Source organism: Gordonia heveisoli, assembly GCF_030315745.1.
In the GTDB taxonomy this organism is placed as follows: Bacteria; Actinomycetota; Actinomycetes; order Mycobacteriales; family Mycobacteriaceae; genus Gordonia.
The window spans coordinates 1-5,561 of record NZ_JASXSH010000041.1; the positions used below are offsets into that span (position 1 = coordinate 1).

Here is a 5,561-nt window from a genome sequence, read left to right on the forward strand (position 1 = left end):
GTGGGTTGCGGGGGCTCTTGAAGTTGTGTTCGGCGGTGTCCTACTCTCCCACACTGATTAGGGTGCAGTACCATTGGCGCTGGAGGGCTTAGCTTCCGGGTTCGGAATGGGGCCGGGCGTTTCCCCTCCGCTATAGCCGCCGTAACTCTATGAAACAGATCCAACAACTGTTTGTTTTTGTTGTTGTGTGTTGTTTCAGAAGTGTCATAGTGGATGCGAGACCCTATTTTTGAGTAAGGGTGTTGTTGGTAAGTCCTCGGCCGATTAGTACCAGTCACCTGAACACATTACTGTGCTTACAGTTCTGGCCTATCAACCCCATGGTCTGTAGGGGGCCTTAACCACTCAAGGTGGTGAGAAACCTCATCTTGGAACAGGCTTCCCGCTTAGATGCTTTCAGCGGTTATCCCTTCCGAACGTAGCTAACCAGCAGTGCCCCTGGCGGGACAACTGGCACACCAGAGGTTCGTCCGTCCCGGTCCTCTCGTACTAGGGACAGGTTTCCTCAAGTTTCTTACGCGCGCGGCGGATAGAGACCGAACTGTCTCACGACGTTCTAAACCCAGCTCGCGTGCCGCTTTAATGGGCGAACAGCCCAACCCTTGGGACCTACTCCAGCCCCAGGATGCGACGAGCCGACATCGAGGTGCCAAACCATCCCGTCGATATGGACTCTTGGGGAAGATCAGCCTGTTATCCCCGGGGTACCTTTTATCCGTTGAGCGACACCGCTTCCACTTGCCGGTGCCGGATCACTAGTCCCGACTTTCGTCCCTGCTCGACATGTACGTCTCACAGTCAAGCTCCCTTGTGCACTTACACTCAACACCTGATTGCCAACCAGGCTGAGGGAACCTTTGGGCGCCTCCGTTACATTTTGGGAGGCAACCGCCCCAGTTAAACTACCCACCAGGCACTGTCCCTGAACCCGATCAGGGTCCGAGGTTAGAAGTCCAATACGATCAGAGTGGTATTTCAACAACGACTCCATGAACACTGGCGTGCCCACTTCACAGTCTCCCACCTATCCTACACAAACCGAACCGAACACCAATACCAAGCTATAGTGAAGGTCCCGGGGTCTTTTCGTCCTGCCGCGCGTAACGAGCATCTTTACTCGTACTGCAATTTCGCCGAGTCTGTGGTTGAGACAGCAGAGAAGTCGTTACGCCATTCGTGCAGGTCGGAACTTACCCGACAAGGAATTTCGCTACCTTAGGATGGTTATAGTTACCACCGCCGTTTACTGGGGCTTAAATTCTCAGCTTCACACACCGAAGTGCATTAACCGGTCCTCTTAACCTTCCAGCACCGGGCAGGCGTCAGTCCGTATACATCGTCTTACGACTTCGCACGGACCTGTGTTTTTAGTAAACAGTCGCTTCTCTCTGGTCTCTGCGACCACCCCCAGCTCACAGCGTAAAGCCGGTCACCAGACGTGGTCCCCCTTCTCCCGAAGTTACGGGGGCATTTTGCCGAGTTCCTTAACCACAGTTCTCTCGATCGCCTTAGTATTCTCTACCTGACCACCTGTGTCGGTTTGGGGTACGGGCCGTGTACCAACTCACTAGAGGCTTTTCTCGGCAGCATAGGATCATGGAATTCACCTCAACGGTTACGCATCACCTCTCAGGACATATGTGTGACGGATTTGCCTACCACACTCCCTACAGGCTTACACCAGTACAACCACTGACTGGCCCCACTACCTTCCTGCGTCACCCCATCGCTTGCCTACTACCAGCCGAGGTCCCGTGCATCAACCAACCCGAGACCCGAAGGTCTTCTCGTGGCATCTGGACGGTTAGTACAACTGATTCAGCATGGGCGCGGATACACGGGTACGGGAATATCAACCCGTTGTCCATCGACTACGCCTGTCGGCCTCGCCTTAGGTCCCGACTCACCCTGGGCGGATTAGCCTGGCCCAGGAACCCTTGGTCATTCGGCGGCAGAGTTTCTCACTCTGCTTTCGCTACTCATGCCTGCATTCTCACTCCCACACCCTCCACCACTAGATCACTCTGTGGCTTCCACGGATGCAGGACGCTCCCCTACCCACCCACACACCTAACCATCATCCCGCAGGACAACAGTAAGCTAACGTGTGAGTGCCGCGGCTTCGGCGGTGTACTTGAGCCCCGCTACATTGTCGGCGCAGGATCACTTGACCAGTGAGCTATTACGCACTCTTTCAAGGGTGGCTGCTTCTAAGCCAACCTCCTGGTTGTCTTCGCGACCCCACATCCTTTTCCACTTAGTACACGCTTAGGGGCCTTAGCCGGCGATCTGGGCTGTTTCCCTCTCGACTACGAACCTTATCGCCCGCAGTCTCACTGCCGCACTCTCACTTACCGGCATTCGGAGTTTGGCTGACGTCAGTAACCCTGTGGGGCCCATCGGCCATCCAGTAGCTCTACCTCCGGTAAGAAACATGCGACGCTGCACCTAAATGCATTTCGGGGAGAACCAGCTATCACGGAGTTTGATTGGCCTTTCACCCCTACCCACAGCTCATCCCCTCCATTTTCAACTGAAGTGGGTTCGGGCCTCCACGACGTCTTACCGTCGCTTCACCCTGGCCATGGGTAGATCACTCCGCTTCGGGTCTAGACCCGGCGACTCAACGCCCTATTCAGACTCGCTTTCGCTACGGCTACCCCACACGGGTTAACCTTGCCACCGAGCACTAACTCGCAGGCTCATTCTTCAAAAGGCACGCCATCACCCACCACCCAAAGGTGCGCAGGCTCTGACGGATTGTAAGCGTCCGGTTTCAGGTACTATTTCACTCCCCTCCCGGGGTACTTTTCACCTTTCCCTCACGGTACTAGTCCGCTATCGGTCACCAGGAAGTATTCAGGCTTACCGGGTGGTCCCGGCAGATTCACAGCAGATTCCACGAGCCCGCTGCTACTTGGGCACTCATCAAACGAGACCGCATGTTTTCGATTACCGGACTCTCACCGTCTACGGCAGACCATTCCAGGCCACTTCACCTAACACACGATTTTCTTACTCGCCTCCAGCCAGGTAGAACCAGAAAGACAAGCCCCACAACCCCACACGCACAACCCCTACCCGGTATCACATGCGCATGGTTTAGCCTCCTCCGCTTTCGCTCGCCACTACTCACGGAATCACTATTGTTTTCTCTTCCTATGGGTACTGAGATGTTTCACTTCCCCACGTTCCCCCCACACCGCCTATACATTCAGCGGGTGGTAACACGACATCACTCGTGCTGGGTTTCCCCATTCGGACACCCTCGGATCACAGCTCGTTTGACAACTCCCCGAGGACTATCGCGGCCTACCACGTCCTTCATCGGCTCCTGGTGCCAAGGCATCCACCGAACGCCCTTAAACACTTACAACAACACCTACAAACAAACCCCACCACAACAACAATCCGAAGATCACCGCCCAGCGAGGCTCGAATGTAGAAACTCGAACAAACATGCTTCCATACAGAAACACAATTGCGATAAAAATAAAGATGCTCGCATCCACTATGCACTTCTCAAACAACACACACCAGCAACCCCACCACCGCTCCGCGACCCATCACAGACCACATCACCACGACAACAGAACCACCAGCCCAAAGGAAACATGTGTTCCCTCAGAACCCCGATAGCGTGTCGACAGCAGCATCCCAGTCACCCAGAACACTCACCCCACCCACCAACACCATCCAGGCACCAGCAGGCATGACAGGGCATGTTTGACGTTTCACCCTCGAACACAACACCCACCGCCAAACAGACGCCGGCAGAAATGGGTGATGTAGTTGTGCTCCTTAGAAAGGAGGTGATCCAGCCGCACCTTCCGGTACGGCTACCTTGTTACGACTTCGTCCCAATCGCCGATCCCACCTTCGACAGCTCCCTCCACAAGGGTTAGGCCACCGGCTTCGGGTGTTACCGACTTTCATGACGTGACGGGCGGTGTGTACAAGGCCCGGGAACGTATTCACCGCAGCGTTGCTGATCTGCGATTACTAGCGACTCCGACTTCATGGGGTCGAGTTGCAGACCCCAATCCGAACTGAGACTGGCTTTAAGGGATTCGCTCCACCTCACGGTATCGCAGCCCTCTGTACCAGCCATTGTAGCATGTGTGAAGCCCTGGACATAAGGGGCATGATGACTTGACGTCATCCCCACCTTCCTCCGAGTTGACCCCGGCAGTCTCCTGCAAGTCCCCGGCATAACCCGCTGGCAATACAGGACAAGGGTTGCGCTCGTTGCGGGACTTAACCCAACATCTCACGACACGAGCTGACGACAGCCATGCACCACCTGTACACCAACCACAAGGGAACAGCCATCTCTGACCGCGTCTGGTGTATGTCAAACCCAGGTAAGGTTCTTCGCGTTGCATCGAATTAATCCACATGCTCCGCCGCTTGTGCGGGCCCCCGTCAATTCCTTTGAGTTTTAGCCTTGCGGCCGTACTCCCCAGGCGGGGTACTTAATGCGTTAGCTACGGCACGGATCCCGTGAAAAGGAACCCACACCTAGTACCCACCGTTTACGGCGTGGACTACCAGGGTATCTAATCCTGTTCGCTACCCACGCTTTCGCTCCTCAGCGTCAGTTACTACCCAGAGACCCGCCTTCGCCACCGGTGTTCCTCCTGATATCTGCGCATTTCACCGCTACACCAGGAATTCCAGTCTCCCCTGTAGTACTCAAGTCTGCCCGTATCGCCTGCACGCCTGCAGTTAAGCTGCAGAATTTCACAGACGACGCGACAAACCGCCTACGAGCTCTTTACGCCCAGTAATTCCGGACAACGCTCGCACCCTACGTATTACCGCGGCTGCTGGCACGTAGTTGGCCGGTGCTTCTTCTCCAGGTACCGTCACTCACGCTTCGTCCCTGGTGAAAGAGGTTTACAACCCGAAGGCCGTCATCCCTCACGCGGCGTCGCTGCATCAGGCTTGCGCCCATTGTGCAATATTCCCCACTGCTGCCTCCCGTAGGAGTCTGGGCCGTGTCTCAGTCCCAGTGTGGCCGATCACCCTCTCAGGTCGGCTACCCGTCGTCGCCTTGGTAGGCCATTACCCCACCAACAAGCTGATAGGCCGCGGGCCCATCCCCAACCGCAAAAGCTTTCCACCTCCACCCATGCAGGCAAAGGTCATATCCGGTATTAGACCCAGTTTCCCAGGCTTATCCCAAAGTCAGGGGCAGATCACCCACGTGTTACTCACCCGTTCGCCACTCGAGTACCCAGCAAGCTGGGCCTTTCCGTTCGACTTGCATGTGTTAAGCACGCCGCCAGCGTTCGTCCTGAGCCAGGATCAAACTCTCCATGAAAAAACACTGAAACCAAAGTTTCAACACAATCAGGAAAGCAAAACCTGACAAAAACAATCCAAAAAACTGGCAAAAAACTCTGACACCCACCACCAAAGCAGCAGGCACCAAAACTCAATAACCATTCAAAAAAATGGCATCAAACAATCCATCAACACACTATCGAGTTCTCAAAGAACACACACCCACCAACACCACCCCACAACAGTGAAGCGAACTCCGGCAAGCTTAGTTC

The 5,561-nt window shown here is 55.1% G+C and carries 3 rRNA genes; all 3 read right to left on the minus strand.

Annotation, left to right across the window (positions count from 1 at the left end):
• Positions 1-27 precede the first annotated feature (27 nt).
• A 5S ribosomal RNA gene (gene rrf, locus QSJ18_RS19975) occupies positions 28-144 on the minus strand.
• 100 nt (positions 145-244) lie between these two features.
• Positions 245-3,376: ribosomal RNA gene (locus QSJ18_RS19980) — 23S ribosomal RNA — on the minus strand.
• A gap of 429 nt (positions 3,377-3,805) precedes the next feature.
• Positions 3,806-5,326: ribosomal RNA gene (locus QSJ18_RS19985) — 16S ribosomal RNA — on the minus strand.
• Together the 16S, 23S and 5S rRNA genes form the textbook arrangement of a ribosomal RNA operon.
• Between the last annotated feature and the right edge of the window lie 235 nt (positions 5,327-5,561).